General features: G+C 72.7%; 15 protein-coding genes. 8 read left to right on the top strand and 7 right to left on the bottom strand.

All coding sequences use genetic code 11. The features are described from left to right. Window positions 1–314: 314 nt before the first annotated feature. Together AB0D08_RS11875 and AB0D08_RS11870 are read right to left on the bottom strand one after the other, a co-directional pair. Window positions 315–650 (bottom strand): hypothetical protein, encoded by a 336-nt coding sequence (locus tag AB0D08_RS11875; protein WP_359888042.1) that lies wholly within the window; start codon window positions 648–650, stop codon window positions 315–317. Between the two features lie 251 nt (window positions 651–901). After that, complete coding sequence (locus AB0D08_RS11870; protein WP_359888040.1) at window positions 902–1,633, bottom strand: hypothetical protein; 732 nt, start codon at window positions 1,631–1,633, stop codon at window positions 902–904. A 165-nt stretch (window positions 1,634–1,798) separates the two neighbouring features. Between AB0D08_RS11870 and AB0D08_RS11865 the strand changes: the two genes are divergently transcribed. The 4 genes from AB0D08_RS11865 (at window position 1,799) to AB0D08_RS11850 (ending at window position 6,747) form a co-directional block, all read left to right on the top strand. Beyond that, window positions 1,799–2,338, top strand: a complete 540-nt coding sequence (locus AB0D08_RS11865) for a helix-turn-helix domain-containing protein (protein ID WP_359888037.1) — start codon at window positions 1,799–1,801, stop codon at window positions 2,336–2,338. Beyond that, window positions 2,335–3,621 (top strand): MFS transporter, encoded by a 1,287-nt coding sequence (locus tag AB0D08_RS11860; RefSeq protein ID WP_359888035.1) that lies wholly within the window; start codon window positions 2,335–2,337, stop codon window positions 3,619–3,621. The genes AB0D08_RS11865 and AB0D08_RS11860 overlap by 4 nt, the downstream gene beginning before the upstream one ends. A 181-nt stretch (window positions 3,622–3,802) precedes the next feature. Next, window positions 3,803–5,872 carry a hypothetical protein gene (locus AB0D08_RS11855; RefSeq protein ID WP_359888032.1) on the top strand — a complete coding sequence of 690 codons (2,070 nt, stop codon included), beginning with the start codon at window positions 3,803–3,805 and terminating at the stop codon, window positions 5,870–5,872. A 377-nt stretch (window positions 5,873–6,249) separates the two neighbouring features. After that, a complete protein-coding gene (locus AB0D08_RS11850; RefSeq protein WP_359888030.1) occupies window positions 6,250–6,747 on the top strand; it encodes a hypothetical protein in 498 nt (165 codons plus the stop codon). A 207-nt stretch (window positions 6,748–6,954) separates the two neighbouring features. Here AB0D08_RS11850 and AB0D08_RS11845 read toward each other — a convergent pair whose 3' ends face one another. Further along, window positions 6,955–7,794 (bottom strand): patatin-like phospholipase family protein, encoded by an 840-nt coding sequence (locus AB0D08_RS11845; RefSeq protein WP_359888028.1) that lies wholly within the window; start codon window positions 7,792–7,794, stop codon window positions 6,955–6,957. A 110-nt stretch (window positions 7,795–7,904) separates the two neighbouring features. On the opposite strand from AB0D08_RS11845, the gene AB0D08_RS11840 reads away from it, so the two are divergent. Next, entirely contained in the window at window positions 7,905–8,570 is a 666-nt protein-coding gene (locus tag AB0D08_RS11840; protein WP_359888025.1) for a helix-turn-helix domain-containing protein, read from the top strand. 199 nt (window positions 8,571–8,769) lie between these two features. Further along, window positions 8,770–9,405 carry a dihydrofolate reductase family protein gene (locus AB0D08_RS11835; protein WP_359888022.1) on the top strand — a complete coding sequence of 212 codons (636 nt, stop codon included), beginning with the start codon at window positions 8,770–8,772 and terminating at the stop codon, window positions 9,403–9,405. Window positions 9,406–9,485: 80 nt separating this feature from the next. On the opposite strand, the gene AB0D08_RS11830 is transcribed toward AB0D08_RS11835, so the two are convergent. Both AB0D08_RS11830 and AB0D08_RS11825 read right to left on the bottom strand, forming a co-directional pair. Continuing rightward, entirely contained in the window at window positions 9,486–9,845 is a 360-nt protein-coding gene (locus AB0D08_RS11830) for a DoxX family protein (RefSeq protein ID WP_359888100.1), read from the bottom strand. A 51-nt stretch (window positions 9,846–9,896) separates the two neighbouring features. Further along, a complete protein-coding gene (locus AB0D08_RS11825; RefSeq protein WP_359888021.1) occupies window positions 9,897–10,391 on the bottom strand; it encodes a cupin domain-containing protein in 495 nt (164 codons plus the stop codon). Window positions 10,392–10,481: 90 nt separating this feature from the next. On the opposite strand from AB0D08_RS11825, the gene AB0D08_RS11820 reads away from it, so the two are divergent. Both AB0D08_RS11820 and AB0D08_RS11815 read left to right on the top strand, forming a co-directional pair. Next, on the top strand, window positions 10,482–11,405 hold the full coding sequence (locus tag AB0D08_RS11820; protein ID WP_359888018.1) for a LysR substrate-binding domain-containing protein: 924 nt from the start codon (window positions 10,482–10,484) through the stop codon (window positions 11,403–11,405). A gap of 92 nt (window positions 11,406–11,497) precedes the next feature. After that, window positions 11,498–12,421, top strand: a complete 924-nt coding sequence (locus AB0D08_RS11815) for a hypothetical protein (protein WP_359888015.1) — start codon at window positions 11,498–11,500, stop codon at window positions 12,419–12,421. Window positions 12,422–12,514: 93 nt separating this feature from the next. On the opposite strand, the gene AB0D08_RS11810 is transcribed toward AB0D08_RS11815, so the two are convergent. Then, window positions 12,515–12,748, bottom strand: a complete 234-nt coding sequence (locus AB0D08_RS11810) for a hypothetical protein (protein ID WP_359888012.1) — start codon at window positions 12,746–12,748, stop codon at window positions 12,515–12,517. Beyond that, a complete protein-coding gene (locus AB0D08_RS11805) occupies window positions 12,745–16,326 on the bottom strand; it encodes a colicin E3/pyocin S6 family cytotoxin (RefSeq protein WP_359888009.1) in 3,582 nt (1,193 codons plus the stop codon). The genes AB0D08_RS11810 and AB0D08_RS11805 overlap by 4 nt, the downstream gene beginning before the upstream one ends. Window positions 16,327–16,340 lie beyond the last annotated feature (14 nt).

Raw genomic sequence — 16,340 nt, 5'->3', positions numbered from 1 at the left:
CGAGCGGGTGGTGCAGGGCGACGGTCTGATCCGCCACGTGGCGGAACTCTCCGAGGCCGCGGATGCCCGAGCCCAGGGACGACCACCTGTTCGATCAAGGTCCCTCCCGTGCCACCGCCCTGGCACCCGCGCCGGCCGAACTGGAACAGGCTGTGGACGCCTGCGACGGCGTCCGCACCGGACCGTGCCACACGGCGGCTCGGGTCCTGCCCGTACTTGCTCGACCGGTACAAGCCGCCTGTTCACCGACCGGTCTCGCCCGACCGGAGCCTCCGCCCTCTCGCGTGACGTTGCCGGATGAGGTCCGGTACGGATCAGCGCCGCTCCCGGCCCGCGAGCCATGCACCCACGCAGCCTCCGATCACGAGCGGCAGCGCGTACAGCACCAGGCCGACCGCTGCCAGGGCCCACAGCCAGGACGCATCCTCACCCGCCGTCCACGCGCCGGTCGCGGCGGCGGCCGCGGGAAGCACGGCGATCCCGGCTCCGACCGTCACCATCAGGATCGCCCGTGCACGGTTCCGCCCGAGGTAGACACCCAGGGGAACGGCCGGGATCGTGCCGAGGGCGATGGCTCCCAGCAACAGCCCGACGAACGGCCCCACGGCGGCCACTACCACCCAGCCGACCGCCCACACCCAGGCGAGCACCGACCGGTTCCCGCCACCCTCCGCAGCCGAACTCTCCACCTGTCCCCCGATTTCAACGCCGAGCGGCCGACATCATGGCACAGATTTTTGAACATGTTCAACATTGGCTCGCATCTCGCCATGCACCAATAACACGCACCCGGGACTGCCGGCAGGAGGACCCACCCCCGCAGCACCCAGAAATCCTTTATCCCCGCGCGGCCGCGGCTGATGGAGCAGGCCGGGCGCGACACCGGAAGGGCCGAGTGCCGTCAGTAGTCCATGATCTCCCGCCATTCGCCCGGGAGTTCCGCTCGGAGGCGGTCGACGGCCTCGGGCGTCAGCGCCCTGAACTCCAGCCACCCGAGCTCGACGCCGTCGTCCGAGCGGTCGTCGCAGACCAGTGCGTCGCGGCCGGCGAACCACCGCTGCAGGCCGTCACAGGCCTCGGGCCTGTACAGCGACGGCACCGCCGTGAGGTGGCGCTCCAGGTACTCGGCGTCGCCGGGAAGGCGTTCCCTCCTCCGGCCGCCGTTGTCGCCGCACAGGGTGTTCTGCGTGATCAGCAACTCGATGCAGGCGAGCGAGAAGCGGTCCGCGTACGCGGTCCATTCGCCACCCGCCTCGTGGCTGTCCATCACGACCGGCGGGTCGCTCTCGTGGACGTGGTCCAGCGGGATCGCGAAGCCGTAGGAGAAGAGCTTCTCCGTCTGCCAGACGAGCACGCCGTCCTCCGTCTCCAGGTCCTCGGGCGGGTACGGGTAACGGAGGGCGTGGAAGAGGTCCCAGCGCCGCCCGAACCGGGCGTACCACTCGCGCATCGCCCCGGGCAGTGCGAAGCCCAACCGGTGCTCGGCGGCGGCCAGTTCGGTCTCGGGCACTCCGTCCTCGGGGCGCACCGGCGCGCCGAGGTGCGCGGCGAAGCGTTCGACGAACGTGAAGGCGGCGGACGGGCCGGTGAGGGCCGATGGCAGGTCCGCCCGGAGATCGAGGCTTTCGGACATCCGAGAACGATATCCCCCAGGAAGGACACAACCACCGGTCGGTCCGTCCGGTCCGTCCGGTTCTCCCCCGCGCGACGAACCGGGCCGGGCCGCGGGGCCGCAGAGGTTCGCCGGGGTGACAGATACCCCCTTGACGAATGGTCAAGAACTGTTGACCATTGGGGCATGCCCACAGACGATCTTCCCGAGACGTTCCACGTCACCACGGACGAGCAGCTACGCGCCGTCTCCAACCTCACCCGCCACCGGATCATGGCCGTGCTCCGCTTCGAGCCCGCGACGATCACGCAGATCGCCGAGCGGGTGGGCCTCGCCAAGGGGAGTTCCAGTTACCACGTACGGCTGTTGGAGCGAGCCGGCCTGGTGAAGGTGGTCCGGACGCGGAAGGTCCGCGGCGTCACCGAGCGGTACTACGCCATGGCCGCGCGGTCGATCGAACTGCCGGATCCGGGCGAAGGAGGGCCGGATGTGCTGATGCGCCACGCGGTGGCGGACCTGGAGGCGTCGCCGGCGGACAGCGAGCGGCACGTGCGGATGGCGCACCTGCGGCTCACCGAGGAGCAGTTCGCGCAGCTGGGGGCGCGGTTGGAGGCACTGGCGGACGAGTACCGGGACCTGTCCGATCCGTCGCTGCCGGACGCGTCACTCGTCTTCGCACTGTTCCACCCGGCAACGCAGGCGCAGGCCGAGGGGGACTCCAAGTGACCACAGAAGCTCCGAAGTTGCCGACCGGGTTCGGACGGCTGTGGACCGCGCAGACGGTGTCCTCGCTCGGCGACGGGGTGACGCATGCCGCGCTGCCACTGCTCGCCTTGACGTTGACGCGCGACCCGATGGCGCTCGCCGTCGTCACGGCCGCCGGAACGCTGCCGTGGCTGCTCTTCGGGGTGCTCGGCGGCGCACTGGTGGACCGCTGGGACCGCCGGCGCACGATGTGGGTCACGGACGCCGCACGCGCGGCGCTGCTCGCGGTACCGGCGGCAGCGGCCACGCTCGATGCGCTGAGCGTTCCCCTGCTCGCGGCCCTCGCCTTCCTCCTCGGCCTCGGCGGGCTCTTCTTCGACACGGCCGCCACGGCCTACCTGCCGGACCTGCTCTGCCGCGACCCCGCACTCCTGGAACGCGCCAACTCCCGCCTGCGCGGCAGCCAGACCGCCGCGTCCGGCTTCGCGGGCCCGCCCGCGGGCAGTGCCCTGCTCGCGCTGGGGCGGGCGGTTCCGCTGCTCGCCGACGCGGTCTCGTTCGCGCTCTCCGCGCTGCTCGTACGGTCGCTGCCTGCCGCGCCCCGGCCCGTGCCGCAGGCCCGTGAGTCGCTGCTGCGACAGGCGCGGGCCGGCGCCTCGTACGTCCTGCGGGATCGGTTGCTGCTCGGGCTCGCGCTGCGCCCGGCGGTCGGGAACATCGCCTTCCTCGCCGTGGAGACCGTTCTCGCCCTCTTCGCGCACGACCGTCTCGGCATCGGCACCCTCGGCTTCGGCCTGCTCCTGACGGCGGAGGCCACCGGCGGTCTGCTCGGTACGGGCGTCGCCTCCTTCCTCGGCCGGCGCCTCGGCACCGGCACCGCGCTGACCTGCACGGCCGCGGTCGAAGGGCTCGCCGTCCTCGGCCTGGCCGCCGCCCCGAACCCGTACCTCGCCGGCCTCGCACTCGCGGTCTGCGGAGCGGGCATGGGCGCCACGATGGTGCTCGGGCCCTCCCTCCGACAGGCGATCGTTCCCGCCCACCTGATGGGCCGGGTCGCCTCCACCTCCCGCATGCTCGCCATGTGCGCCGCCCCGTTCGGCTCCTTCCTCGGCGGCTGGCTGGCCAGCACCTACGACGTCCGCGCCCCGCTCTTCGCCGCGGCCGGCCTCCTCCTCACCATGACCGCCGTCACGGCGACCATGACCACCAACCGCAGGATCGAGGCAGCGCTTCAGACCGCCGCCCCGGCCGATGCTCCGGCTCGCCGCGAATCCTCGGAACCTGTTCACGCGGGTGCCGTTTAGGGCACATCCCTCGCCTGTGCGGGGTGCTTCGGGCGCCGAGACCGGAGGGGGCGCAGAGCGTGACGGACGGCGGACGTCGTCGGACAGACCGTGGTCGGTGGGTGCGGTTAGGGTGCCGGTCATGTCTGCTGATTTCCGAAGCGATGGTCAGGTCCGTGAAGATGCCGCAGGGCGTGGGCGGTTGACCGATCCGGGATGGCTGGTGCAGGGCGACCCGGAGCAGGTCCTGGCGGCGCTGGACGCTGCGGTCGGGCCGGAGGAGGTGGCGGCTGCTGCCGTGTACCGGGCGTCGGGGCATGTCCACCGTGACGCCGGTACGCAGGTACGGCGGCAGCTGCTGGCGCTGGACGCCGCACGGTACGGCAACCCGGGGCTGGCGAGGAGCCTCGCGGAGGTGCCGCTCCCCCAGGAGGCCGCTGGTGGCTGGACGGTGGAGTGGGCGACCGGTACCGGCCTGGACGCACGGCTGCGGTACGCGCTGCCCGCGCCGGCCGAGGTGACTGCGGTGGCTACCGTGGTCGCGGAGGGCCGCGGATTCGCCGTCGCCGGCTGCAAGGACGGCACGCTGCACTGGTGGGACCCGGTCACCGGCCGCAAGCTCGGCCAGGCCGCAACCGGTCACACCGGCGCCGTGCGTGATCTGGTGACGGCGGTGACGGACGGGGGTCCCGTCGCCGTCACCTGCGGCTCCGACGGGACGGTCCTGGCCTGGGACCTCGCCGAGGGACGACCGGTCGGGGAGTACCGCGCCGGCGACGGCGTCCGGATCATCTCCCTGGCCACCGCACCGGTCGAGGGCCGACCGGTCCTGGTCGCCGGCTGCACCGACCGCCTGCTCCGGGTGTGGGACCTGGCCGTCCCCGGCCCCACCACGGAGCTCCTGACCATCAGTACCGGCCATGTGCATGCGCTGGCGACGGCGGTGGTGGACGGCCGTCCGGTCGCCGTCACCGGCCATCCCGAAGGCGCCGTCCGGAGGTGGGACCTGATCACGGGACGGGAGCTGCGCGCCGGGGGCAACGACGAGGATTCCCACCCGACGGCCGCCGACAGCAGCAGCGACACGGACGGCGATGGCGGCGGCGGTGACGGCGGGATGCGCCGGTGCGGCACCATGGAGGTCGAAGCCATGACGCACGTCCTGGCCACCGACCCGGCGTTCGAGTGCCCGTTGGTGATCAGCGCCAACTCCTACGCGACGTACATCTGGGACCTGGCCACGGGTGATCAGGTGGGTGGGCCGGGTGGCGGGTTCGCGCAGGCGGCGACCCTCACGGTGCTCCGCGGGCGCCCCACCGCGATCGTCGGGTTCGGCCTCGGCGGGCCGGTCGCCGTGTGGGACCTGTCCACCCGCGAGCGCTCCCACCGGCCGCTGACCGGCCATCAAGGGACCGTGCGGGGAGCGGCCACGGCCGTGGTGCAGGGGCGCCATCTCGCCGTCACCGGCGGCGACGACCGATCGGTCCGCATCTGGGACCTCGGCCAGGAGGAATCGGACAGCCGTCCGGCCGGTGCTGCGGGGCCCGTGCAACGGGTCACCACGGGAGTCGTCGACGGCCGTTCGGTCATCATCACCGGCGGGTCGGACACCGAGGTGCGGATCTTGGACATCCACGACGGGGGTCAGCTGGGTGAGCCGCTGACCGGCCACACGGCCGCCGTGTCCATGCTGACGGTGGGTACGGTGGAGGGACGGCCCGCGCTGCTCACCCGCGACCGGCACGTGAGGGCGCAGGTCCGGGACCTGGCCACCCGAGAAGAGCTGCACGGACTGACGACGAGCGAGTACACCAGCCCGTCCATCCGGTTCTTCGCGGCACCGGAGGGCCGCTTCGTCGCCGTGACCTCGGAAGGACGCGTGTGGGACCTGGCCGCGCACGCCTGGATGGGGGTACAGCCGCAGCAGCGCGGCGCCCTGGCCCTGGAGACGCTCGAAGGCCGCAACCTCCTCCTGACCGGCGACCGGACGGAGACGGTCCAGCTCTGGGACCTGGCCACGGGTGAACGCTTCGGGCCTCCCCTGACGGGCCACACCGCCGAGGTGTCGGCCGGCGCGGCGGGGACGCTGGACGGTCGCACCGTCGTCGCCGCCGGGAGCATCGACGGAACCGTCCACGTGTGGCACGCCGCCACGGGGCAGCAGCTCGGGACGTACGCCTTCCCCTCCCCGATCGGCGGACTGGCGGTGGCCCCGGACGGGCAACTGGTGGTCTGCTTCGGCTCGGACATCGCCGTTCTGACCCACCGTTGACCAGGGCGGAGGATCACCGCCCACGTCCATCGGACGGCAGACCGACCCCCTGCGAGGTGGCCGACCGAAGTCCCCTGGCCGGTGCGGGCCGGGTCCGGGATCATGGGCCGATGACCATGAGACCGGACGACCTTCTCAGTCTGAGCATCGTGTGTCCGCCACCCGACGAGGGCCGCGTGGAGGTCCGCCCGGTCGTCAACGGCCGGGATCTCCTGGCCGAGGTGGTCCCCGGTGGCGTGGGAGGCTCCCGGTACGTGGGGGTGGGCCCTCGGTATCTGTTGGGCCTCGACAGGCCGTTGCAGGCCGCGGCGACGCCCCGTGAGGTTCGTCTCGCTCGGTCCGGCTGCGGCGCGGAGGAGTGCTGTGGTGCCCTGTACGTGACGGTCAGGAGGGACGGGGACCACGTGGTCTGGGCGGGCTTGCGCGACCCGGCCAACCGGGACTTCGACCTGCCGGAACTCCGCTTCGCCGCAGGCCGGTACGGAGCCGAGGTCCTGCGGGCCGGCGAGGACCGCAGTTGGGAGTGGCCGGCAGGAGCGGTCGCGCGGCTGCTCGAGGCGGGATTGAGACGACGCGGGGACTGGCTCGCCCGGTGGGAGTGCGAGTTGGAGGAGGTCTGGGCCTCCCGCAGAGAGCCCGACCGGATCCACGTCATCCTGAGGCATCCCCCCACCCGGGCCGGGACGGATCCGCCCTGGCTCCAGTTCGGGATGACTCTCCCGATCTCCGCGGCCTCCCCATCGGAGCAGGCCGAGCGCCTTGAGGCGCAGCTGACCGCAGGCGATCGCCGTGCCACCGCCGCGGTCTGGGGAGGTTCGCATGACGCCGGGCGACTCGGCTACCCATGGCCGCCGGTCGACCCGCTGTTCGGGTGAACGGAAGGGCGAGCGCCCACCGAGCAGGGGTCGGCAACCCGACCGGCCCGACCCGGTCCGGGCGCGGCCCGGCGGGTGGTCGGCCACGTGCGCGATGGCGCCCGTTCGGTGGGCGGCTACTGGTGGCCGAGGCGGAGGGTGACGGTCTGGCTGTCCCGGAGGGAGTGGTTCTGGGCGTGGACGGTGACGTGCAGCTGGTGCTGCGATCTAGGCCTGCCAGGCGGCCGCCACGGCCTCCGCGCAGGCGGCGGCCTGGGCGCGACCGGCCCGTGCGGCGTCCGACCGCCGGGACGGGTCGAGCATGTTGCGGCCGAAGGCCCGGCGGGTGCCCCGGTCCGGAGTCAGGACCACCACGTCGGCGCCTTCCGCGGCGAGTTCCTCGCCCTGCGCCACGGCATTGGGGTGCGGGCCCACGGCCTTGGGGATCGGGGAGAGGGCGATGATCCGGCGGTGCCCGCGGGCCAGGTGGACGTTGGTGGTCGAACGGCTGCCGCCGTCCATCCACCGTCGTCCGGCCACGGACACGGGCGGCCAGACCACCGGCACCGCACAGCTCGCCGCGACCGCCTCGGGCAGGGTGACCCCGGCTGCCGCATCGAAGACCTCCAGTGCCCCGGTCAGCACGTCGACCGCCGTCACCCACAGGTTCCGGGCGGGCCACTCCCCCACCCCTTCGAGCAGGGTGCCGACCGAGTCGAGGACGACGGACTCGTCGACCGTGCGGGAGGCGAGCGCGGCGCGCGCAAGACGCCGGACGGACCGCTGCGGATCCCGTGAGCCGAGTGCTGCCCACAGGAACCGGGCGGTCTGGCCCGGTGTGACCGTGACGTCGATGACGGGGGCGCCGGCGAGCTGCCCTTCGTACAACTCCTCGGCGCCGACGCCCGACGTCAGACGGGCGCCGATGATCGAACCCGCGGAGGTGCCGATCACGGTGTCGGCGTCCGAGAGGTCGATTCCGGACTCCGCGAGCCCGGCGATCACACCGATCTCCCAGGCTCCTCCGAGGGTTCCACCGCCACCGAGTACAAGAGCCGTGCCTGCCATCCGCAAAGTCCCTCCCGCCTGAGTGGGAATCAGTCCCCGTTTCCCGTCCGACGGTAGCATCGATACCGGGGAGCACTCCCCGGTACGTCCCGCCGAGGCAAGGAGCGACCATGACAGTCAGTGCGGGGCGGCCCCGGCCGGTGCGACGTGACGCGCGCCGCAACCGCGAACTGCTCGTCACGGCAGCCCGTGAGGTGTTCTCCGAGCAGGGCCTGAGCGCCCCGCTCGATGAGATCGCCCGCCGCGCGGGGGTCGGCAACGCCACGCTGTACCGGAACTTCTCCACCCGCGCCGACCTCATCGAAGAGGTGTTCCACGGAGCGCTGGCCGCGACGGTGGCCGCCGGTGAACAGGCGCGGGACGCCGAGGACGCCTGGACCGGCATGGCCGGCTACCTCGGCGCGGTGTTCGCCGGACTCGCTGCCGATCGCGGCGTCAACGACCTGATGACGACGGGCATCGAGGGTGTCCGCTCCCTTGACGCCGTCCACACGCACAACCGCGAGACCGTGGACCTGCTGATCCGCCGTGCGCAGCAACAGGGCACGCTGCGCGCCGACGTCACCACCGAGGATCTGCTCGTCATGCTGGCGGCCCTCGGCCGGGCCGTACCGGCACTCGCGGCGGTGGTCCCGGATGTGTGGCGCCGCTACCTGACGCTCTTTCTGGACGGCTTGCGGACCGTGCCGCAGGAAGGTGCCCTCCCGGCGCCCGCGCTCACCCCCGCGGAACTGGCGGACGTCCTGCGCGATCTGGGCCCGCACCGGTCCCGCTGATCCCCTCCTGCACGGCGCCTCTCCGACGGGCGACCGGAGCCGCTCGACGGTGCCGGGCTCCGACACGCCGAAGGGCCGGTGGACGTGCCGGCCGTCGGCGGGACCGGAGAATTGCATGTCGGCGCGGCGACCGTTCTTCCGGGCTCCGGCCGGTCCACACCGTGACCGGGACGACGACCGACTCATCAGGAGTGCAGACATGGGCCTCATCCACCTCGAGCTGTTCACCACCCTCGACCTGGTCGGGCAGGCGCCCGGCGGACCCGACGAGGACCCGGTGGGGTTCCCGTTCGGCGGCTGGCAGGCGCCGCTGCTGGACGAGGCCACCGGGGCGCAGATCCTGGCCGCGTACGAGGGCACGGACGCGCTCCTGCTGGGGCGGCGGACGTACGACATCTTCGCCGCCTACTGGCCGCACCAGAAGGAGGGCGAGATCGCCGAACTCTTCAACCGCGTGCCGAAGTACGTTGCGTCCCGGGGCACGCCGGACCTCCCATGGGCCGGATCCGTGCTGCTCGGGCCGGATCTGGCGGACGCGGTCCGTGAGGTCCGCAACCGGCACGAGAACGTGAAGGTCGTCGGGAGCCTGGACCTGGTGCAGACGCTCCTGCGCGAGAAGCTCTTCGACCGCCTCGACCTGTGGGTGCACCCGATCGTGCTGGGCGTCGGGAAGAAGATGTTCGACGGCGGTGCGGTGCCCACCAACCTCACGCTCGTCGAGCCGCCGGTGGCCGGTCCCCAGGGCACCGTGTACCTGCGCTACGGGCTCGCCGACGGCACGCCCCGGACGGGCGACATGAGCGCACCCGACCGCGGCCTCGGGTCCGACGGCTGACACCGCCGCCGCGGCCGTCTGGCGGCCTGCCGGCGGGGACCTGCACGGCGGCGCCGTACAGGTCCCCGTCGGCCCGGACGTCACAGCCCGGTGGCCAGCCAGACGGTCACGGCCGCGGTGGTGATGAGCCCGAGGTTGAGTGCGATCCGGCGGTCGCCGCCGGTCAGGTGGACGGCGATCGCACCGGCCTGGAGGAGTACCAGGCCGCCGGCCGCGGCCGGGGCCAGGGCAGGCGCGATGCCCGTCAGCGGCGGCAGGACCAGGCCGGCCGCGCCGAGTATCTCGACCGTTCCCAGTGCCCTGAGGGCGGGCAGGGGTACGCGGTCGACCCAGGCCATCATCGGTCGGAGCTGGTCGCGGCTGCGGCTCACTTTCAGCGTGCCCGCGTAGAGGTAGAAGAGCGCGAGCAGTCCCGCGACGATCCAGTAGGCGGTGTTCATGGTTCCGTTCAAGGTGGTGTTCGCGGTGGTGTTCACAGCGGTGTTCACGATTCAGGCGAGGTCGGTGGCAGGCTCGGTCGCGTAGCGGCTCATCGCGTCGGTGTTGGCCTGCGGCGTCAAGGGCCGGCCGTCGGCGAGCACGTCCTGGAGGTCCCGGAAGTACTGCACGTACAGGTCGGGGGTGAAGGTGCTGAGCATGACGGCGGGTCGGTCGGTCCGGTTGGCGAAGGTGTGCGGGGTGCCGGGCGGAACCATGACGAGCGTGCCCGTGGTGGCGTCGTGGTGCTCGTCCCCGACGGTGAACCGCACGGTGCCCGAGAGGATGTAGAAACCCTCGTCGTGCTGGGCGTGGCGGTGCTGCGGCGGTCCCTGGGTGTGCGGGGCGAGGACGGACTCGGCGATCGCGAGGCGGTGCCCGGTGTGGCTGCCGTCCTCCAGGACGCGCATGTGCGTGGTGCCCAGCACGATCGTCTCGCCGTCGCCGGGTCCCACCACGGATACGGTGGGGTGGGCCTGCGGCGCGTCGGCCGCTGTCTCTTCGGTCATGTCGGTCATGGTCACCAGTGCATCGCCGGGGGTGTGCCGGTGTCCAAGACCCATCCCACGGAGCCGATACCCGGAGGGTATCTTTGCAGCGTGGAGCTACGAACCCTGCGCTACTTCGTGGCCGTCGCCGAGGAACTCCACTTCGGCCGGGCGGCCACCCGGCTGCACATGAGCCAGCCGCCGCTGAGCCGGGCGATCAAGCAGTTGGAGGCCGAGGTCGGGGCCCTGCTGTTCGCCCGCTCGCCCACCGGCGTCACGCTCACCGCGGTGGGCGCGGTGCTGCTCGACGAGGCGCGGTCCCTGCTCGACCATGCCGACCGCGTCCGGGTCCGCGTGGGCGCGGCGGCCGGCGCCTCGACCCTCACCGTCGGCATCCTGGGCGACGGCACCGACCCGGGGGTGTCCAGGCTGGCCGCCGCCTACCGCCGGACCCACCCCGGCGTGGACATCCGGATCCGCGACACCGATCTGACCGACCCGACCTGCGGGCTGCGCGCCGGACTGGTCGACGTCGCCCTGACCCGGGCGCCGTTCGACGAGACCGCCCTGACGGTGCGTGCGCTGCGGGACGATCCGGTCGGCGTGGTCCTGCGCGCCGACGATCCGCTGGCCCGCCGCGACCGGCTGCGGCTCGCCGAGCTGGGCGACCGCCGCTGGTTCCAGTTCCCGCAGGGCACCGACCCCCTCTGGCAGTCCTACTGGAACGGGGGCACGCCGCGCGAGGGCCCGGTGGTGCGCGGCGTCCAGGAGTGCCTGCACGCCGTGCTGTGGAACGGCACGGTCGGCCTGGCCCCGCTCGGGCACGACCTGCCCGCGGAGCTGACGGTGGTACCGCTGGCCGACATGGCGCCGAGCCGCGTGGTGGCGGTGTGGAACGAAGGCGACACCAATCCGCTGATCCACTCCTTCATCGGGATCGCGACGGCCGCCTACCGTCACCGAGCGCCGCGACGGGCGGTGCACAGCGGCGATGCCGGTGGGGATGTCGGTGGGGATGTCGGTATGGGCCGGTAGCGTGACTCCCCATGCTCGCGCGATTGATGAACAGGATCGGCCTGCCCGCCGGAGTGCGGCTCGTTCGGCCGCTGGCCGGGGGTGGCTGGTGGGTGACGTGCCAGGATGACCCGCGGCAGGCGGTCGTCCTCGACGGCCGGCTCCAGGAGGTCCGCCGGGTTGATGTGCCCCTTGCGTCGGACACCGCCTCCTACGCCGTCTCCCCTGACGGCAGCATGCTGGCTGCCTCCCTCGAGGACGGCATCCAGGTGGCCGGGCCGGACGTCGGCTGGAGGCGGGGGCACGGCTCGTGGAGCGACTTCCCCTCAGGGCTCGGTGCCTGCGCGTTCTCGCCCGACGGCACCGAGGTGTGGGCCACGGTGCGGCCGGGCGACCCGGACGATGAGGATCCCGACGGCGAGTGCGGGGACCCTGAGCAGGAGGACAGCGAAGGCTGGGGCGACGAGTGCTGGGTCCTTGACGCCGTGACGGGGAAGGTGCTCGGCCGCACGTCCATGGACAGTGAGATGTCGTACTCGCATCTCACGGTCCACCCCGACGGCCGCCACGTCGGGGTCGTGGTGAGCGAGGGACAGGACGGCAGCTTCGGGTACTGGCTGCGCCGCGAGGGGAACCGCCTGGTCAAGACTCCCACCGACCTGATGGGACGCCACGACCGGTCGTTGGTGGCCGTCGCCCCCGACGGCCGCCACTACCTCAACCAGGGCTGGGTCACCCTGTCCACCCACTCCTTCCCGGGCGCGGAACTCCTCACCGAGCGCCCGGCCGCCGATGTCCTCCTCCGGGGACGGCCCTGGAACTACGTCTTCGGGTACTACGACGCGTCCACGGTGCTGGCCACGGTCGCGGACGACGACGGCGTCGCCTCCACCGTGGTGCTCCGGGCGCCGTCCCTCGAGCTGCTGGGCGAGGTCGAGTACCCCGTACGGACCCGGCCCCGGGCCGTTGTCTGCGCAGGTGACGGCAGCTGGCTCACCGTCGATGGAACGGACCTGGTCCGCTGGTCCCTCGGGTAGCAGCGCGACCGCCGGTACCGGGGAACGCGCCTCCCAGGACCGGCCTCCCGGACCGGCCGTCGCAGCGTTCGATCAGGCCGCACCGGCGGCGGGCTACCCCAGGTCGCGGTCCGAGAGGCAGTAGTCGACGTCCGGGTCCGCCTCGATTCCCAGCAGCGCCGCCATCTCGGGGATCCGCTCCTCGGGGACGTCGAAGACGGACCCGACCAGGTCGGGCCAGTCGCCCACCCATGCGGCGGCGGTCTCGACCGAGAAGGATTCGGGCAACCGGTACCAGGCCGTCAGTTCGTCCTGGCCCCTGCGGAATCCCTCGATGATCCAGGTCATTTCACACACTTCCTGCCGGGGACGGGCCCCTTGAGCTGGTTCCCGGTGTCCGGGTCGTAGGCGCCCAGGTGCTTGCCCTGCTTGTTATACTTCTCGACCTCGCCGTGCTGGGAGTCCCACTCGTAGATGTTCTTGCCGTCCTCCCAGCGCGCACGCTTTCCACCACCGCCCTGGACCGGTGTCTTCGCCCGGACCGAGCGGGCGCCCGGGAATCCGGGCAGGGTCGCCGGCGCCTTCACCGGACCGGTGAGCGCACGGCTGCCCGGCGCCGGTGGGGTCGGTGTCGGTGTGCCGCCGCTCCCCGCACCGCCGTTGCCCGTGCCGGCGTTGCCCCCGCCCTTGGTCTTGCGCTTCGCGAGCCCGAGCGGGTCGATCTCGTCCAGCGGGTTGGCGACGTAGGCGTAGTGGTTGGGCGCCGGCGCCAGGCCGAGCGGGTCCGGCGTGACGAAGCGTGCCGTCTCGGGATCGTAGTAGCGGTACAGGTTGTAGTCGAGGCCGGTCTCGTCGTCGTGGTACTGGCCGGGGAAGCGCAGCGGGCAGTCCACGGCGCCGGCTGCGGCCGCGGTCCCGGCTGCGGCGGGTGAGCCCCACAGGGTTGCGTTGCGGCGCCAGACCACGGTGCCGTCGGCCGACACCAGCTCGGTCGGTGCGCCGGCCGGGTCCGTGATGACGGCGTGCGCCTCCTCCCGGACGGTGCCGTCGGCCGCGAGCGAGCGCCGGTACTGGGTGACCGGCGTCCAGGACTGCGGCTCGTACTCCCAGGTGACGACCGACGACGGCCGACCGCCGGCGAGTACCTCCTGTTCGGCCAGCACCTCGTCGTCCCAGGAGAACCGGACCTCGACGGCGAGGATTTCGTCCGGCCCCAGGAGCTGCTTGGCGGTCCTGCGCCCGAGCGCGTCGTAGTGGTAGCGCCAGGACTCACCGGACGGGTTCTCGGCGTGGGTGAGGCGATCGTGGGCGTCGTACCGGAAGGTCCACGTCCTGGTCCGGCCCGACAGGGTCCTGCGCACGCTGCGGACCAGCCTGCCCTGCCGGTCGTAGTCGTAGTGCGTACGGCCGGCACGGCGCAGCAGGCCGCCCTCCAGTGCGCGGTCGCCCGCGGTGTCGGACTGCGGGTCGGTGCTGTGCGAGGCGTGGAGCAGGTTGCCGGCGGTGTCGTAGGCGTACTGTTCCGTGCCCTGGGCCGCGCGGACGGCCGTGACCTGGCCCAGCGGGTCGAGGTCGTAGTGCGCGGTGCCCGATGCGTCCGACCGGGAGATCGGCATGCCGTCCGCCCGGTAGGCCCAGGAGGAGCGCCGGAGCAGGCGGGAGGCCCGGTTCGCGGCCCTGCCGCCCTCAACGGTGATCAGCTGCCGGTCGGTGGGCCGGCCCGCGGCGTCCCAGGTGGTCGTCAGCGCGGTCCGGTCGCCGATCCAGCGGTAGATCTCCTGGCCTGTGGGGTCGTATCCGAGGCTCAGTTGGAGCGGGCCGGTCCTCAGGCCGGTCACCTGGTCGTTGCCGTCGTGCTGCCAGGTGGTGACAGACCCCGAGGAGGTGCGGCGTTCGATCCGACGGTCGGCCGGATCGTACCGGTTCGTCAGGGTCCGTCCGTCGGCGGTCTCCGTGAGGACGCGGCCGAGCGGGTCGTGGGTGAACTCCAGCGTGGTGTCGGCGTTGGTCGCGCCCACCAGGTTGCCTGCGGCGTCGTAGCGGAATTCGGCGGTGGCGCCGTCGTCGGTGTCCTGGGCGGTCACGCGGCCGAGCGTGTCCCAGCTGAACTCGACGCGCTGTCCCGCCCCATTGGTCCGCTCGACCAGCTTCCCCGCGGCGTCGTGCCGGTAGGTGACGGTTCGGCCGTTGAAGTCCGTCTCGCTGCTCAGGTTGCCGGCCGGATCGTAGGTGTAGGTCCAGGCGAGTCCGGTGGCGTTGGTGACCCGCGTGAGCCTCAGCTCGCGGTCGTACTCGTAGCCGAGGCGGGCGCCGGCGGCGTCGGTCCGGGTGACGGCCTGGCCGAACGCGGTGCGCTCGTAGCGGGTGCGTCCGCCGGCGGCGTCCAGGTGCTCCAGCAGGCCGCCTTCGGGGTCGTGGCGCCGTTCCTCGCGGCTGCCGTCGGGAAGTTCCCGCCAGGCGGGTGCGCCTTCCGGGGTCCAGCCGTAGCGGGTGGTGCGTCCAAGGGGGTCGGTCGTCTCGACCACCCGGCCGAAGGCGTCGCGGTGGCGGCGGGTGGTGCCGCCGAGCGGATCGGTGACCGCGACGATGAGCCCGGCGGCGTCGGTCCCGTACCGGGTGGTGTGGCCTGCCGGGTCGGTTTCGGTGGACGGCCGTCCCCCGTCGTCGTACGTGTAGGTGGTGGTCGCCCCGGCCGGGTCGGTGACGGAGAGGAGGTTCCCGCGTTCGTCCCAGGCGTAGTGCCACTCGCGGCCGCCCGGCTCGATCAGGCGGGCCGGCTTGCGCAGGGCCGTGTACTCGGCCTCGGTGGTGGTGCCGTCGGGGTGGTCGATCCGTACCGTGTCGCCGACGGCGTTCAGCCGGTACCGGGTGGTGCGCCCGAGCTCGTCGGTGCGGGCGAGCACGCGGCCGAGGTCGTCGTACGCGGTGAGCGTCGTGTGTCCGAGCGGGTCCACGGTCGTCGTGACGCGGTGCTGCTCGTCCCAGTGGTACGCGGACGGGTGCCCGAGGGCGTCGATGACCGTGGTGAGGCGTCGCTGCGTGTCGTACCGGAACTCGGCCGACAGGTATCCGTCCGGTCCCCGGCCGGCGACCGCGCGGCCGGCCTCGTCGTACTCGTACTCGTAGCTGCGACCGTTCCGGTCGATCCAGGCGGTCATCCGGCCCTGGTCGTCGTACTCGTAGACGTACGGCAGGCCGGAGGAGGTCACCACGCCCGCCAGGCGGCCGTCGGGGTAGTACTGGAATCCGATGACGGCGGTGCCCTGGCCGCCGCCGGTGCCGTCCAGCAGACGCAGGCCCGCGATCCTCGGGCCGTCGCCGCTCTGCTCGATGTCGACCCCGACCCGGTAGCCGCCGCTGTGGACGACTTCCGACGGCAGGCCGTCCGCGTCGCGGTGGAAGTCGATCCGGTGACCGTTGCGGTCGGCCAGTGCCGCGATGGGGCGGATCTCGCCGATCCGGTACGTACCGGTGCCCGCTGCGTGGAAGGTCCGGGTCCAGCCGCTCTCCGGGTCCTCGATGTGGAAGGTGCCGCTGTTCCGGTCCCAGGTCAGTGGCCACTGGTCACCCGCGGTCGGAAGGACGGGGCCACCGGTGTGCGGCGGGTGGGGGTAGTGCAGGATCTGGGCGTCGTCGCCGGCGTAGTGGATGCCGTCGGCGTCGATCTCGAGGCGCTGGTCGAGCGTCGACGACCAGCCCTGGCCGTGCAGCCGGCCGCCGATGTACCCGGAGGCGTAGGCGCGGCGCAGGACCAGCGGCAGCAGGCCCGGGAGTTCGAGGTCGGTTCCCGAGGCGACGACCTGTCCGGAGACCACGTCCACCGGGTCGCCCGCCGTCAGGCAGCGGCGGCGCAGGACCAGCGGCAGCAGGCCCGGGAGTTCGAGGTCGGTTCCCGAGGCGACGACCTGTCCGGAGACCACGTCCACCGGGTCGCCCGCCG

The sequence above is a fragment of the Kitasatospora sp. NPDC048540 genome, assembly GCF_040651175.1.
Taxonomy (GTDB): domain Bacteria; phylum Actinomycetota; class Actinomycetes; order Streptomycetales; family Streptomycetaceae; genus Kitasatospora.
Note: the sequence above shows the minus strand (reverse complement) of the source record. Positions and strands in the feature narration are given on the sequence as shown.

Excerpts from the sequence above, each read along its gene's own strand:
- AB0D08_RS11870 (WP_359888040.1), bottom strand. The coding sequence starts at position 1,633 with ATGTCCGAAAGCCTCGATCTCCGGGCGGACCTGCCATCGGCCCTCACC.
- AB0D08_RS11865 (WP_359888037.1), top strand. The coding sequence starts at position 1,799 with ATGCCCACAGACGATCTTCCCGAGACGTTCCACGTCACCACGGACGAG.
- AB0D08_RS11845 (WP_359888028.1), bottom strand. The coding sequence starts at position 7,794 with ATGGCAGGCACGGCTCTTGTACTCGGTGGCGGTGGAACCCTCGGAGGA.
- AB0D08_RS11840 (WP_359888025.1), top strand. The coding sequence starts at position 7,905 with ATGACAGTCAGTGCGGGGCGGCCCCGGCCGGTGCGACGTGACGCGCGC.
- AB0D08_RS11835 (WP_359888022.1), top strand. The coding sequence starts at position 8,770 with ATGGGCCTCATCCACCTCGAGCTGTTCACCACCCTCGACCTGGTCGGG.
- AB0D08_RS11830 (WP_359888100.1), bottom strand. The coding sequence starts at position 9,845 with ATGAACACCGCCTACTGGATCGTCGCGGGACTGCTCGCGCTCTTCTAC.
- AB0D08_RS11825 (WP_359888021.1), bottom strand. The coding sequence starts at position 10,391 with ATGACCGAAGAGACAGCGGCCGACGCGCCGCAGGCCCACCCCACCGTA.
- AB0D08_RS11810 (WP_359888012.1), bottom strand. The coding sequence starts at position 12,748 with ATGACCTGGATCATCGAGGGATTCCGCAGGGGCCAGGACGAACTGACG.